This is a genomic window from Candidatus Kurthia intestinigallinarum, assembly GCF_003991225.1.
Taxonomy (GTDB): Bacteria; Bacillota; Bacilli; order Bacillales_A; family Planococcaceae; genus Kurthia; species Kurthia populi.
Window position 1 is genome coordinate 1 of sequence record NZ_JTFC01000202.1, and the last position, 1,302, is coordinate 1,302.

General features: G+C 29.2%; 1 protein-coding gene. It reads right to left on the bottom strand.

Annotated elements, in window-relative coordinates; translation table 11 throughout:
- Positions 1-283 precede the first annotated feature (283 nt).
- Entirely contained in the window at positions 284-1,135 is an 852-nt protein-coding gene (locus QI30_RS19810) for a hypothetical protein (RefSeq protein ID WP_126992149.1), read from the bottom strand.
- Between the last annotated feature and the right edge of the window lie 167 nt (positions 1,136-1,302).

A 1,302-nucleotide genomic window follows, 5' to 3' on the forward strand; every position in this document is an offset into this window, starting at 1 on the left:
GCCAGTCAATCGCAAACTCGAACGAGCCGAATTTGAGTTGCATTTATATTCCCCTTTTTACAGTCTGGGATTAGCTGCTAGGCAAGACTGTAAGGCATAGTTTTAATAGATTTCGCTATAAGCTAACTTTAAACTGTGTGGAAAAAAAAGTAAATAATGCATTTTTGATATATAAGGTGTTTTATAGTGAGTAAATATTAATACAAAATTAAAAAGGTTAACAAATAATATTTGGATAACATTTAAAGAAGTCACAATCACTATAAAAACGATTTAAAGTATATTAATTGGAATTCTTAATTTCTGTAATGAAATATTGATTATTACTACCTTCTACCAAGAAAAGCTTTTTATTATCTGAAATAGTGAATGTTATTTTTGTAGAGCGAGTATATAATATTGGTCCATTTTTAAATGGGTAAATTCTAGAAGCGATTTCATCTTTATCTCCGTTTATATCTTTCCCGTTTACGAAAAGCATTCTTTGAACGAATTTGGAATCAATTAAAACATGAGCATAGACAGTAATAGGATTGCTGTGTCCATCAGGATAAAAAGTCATAGGTCCGATACCTACTGTTCTTCTTCCAGTGTTTTTAAAGCTCATAATAAGATAATTTATTGATTTATCATATTCTTCTTCATCCGCCATCACAATTAGTTTCTCAACGACATCATAAGGAATACTAACGTTAATAGGTTTTGAATAACTACTAGATTTTTTCTTACCTTTAGAATCTTTAATAGCCTTAACTTTAAACTTATAATCATAGCCTTCTACTAAATAAATACCCCATTCATCACTGTCAAATTGATTGCTATTTACTTCTTCTATTACTTCTGTCTTCTTAGTTTTTCTATTGTACAAAACAAACTTATAATAACTTGCGCCTTTTACTTTTCCCCATTTGAATTTAACAGAGTAACGGGTGCTGCCTGGACTCTCTAATTTATAAAAGTACTGTGGATCTAAAGGAGAAAATCTAATTGCTCCATCTGCTTTTTTCGATACAAGTTTTAAATTACTAGGTGTCTGTAATTGTGAACTTGCTGCTTTAGCATTTTTAGAATTGATACCTAAAATTAAAATCATACCAACAAGAAATAAATAAAATAGATTAATATTTTTCCTCATAAAAATCTCCTTTTTGATTATTTTTAACTATAAAAAGAATAACATTTATGAGTATTTATTTCTATGGAATTTCCTATAAAATTCGCGTAATGAGTAGTAGGTGTTTGTTTATAAACCCATACTTTAAGGACACCCAATTTTCGGGTGTCTTTTTCGTTTCTAAACCC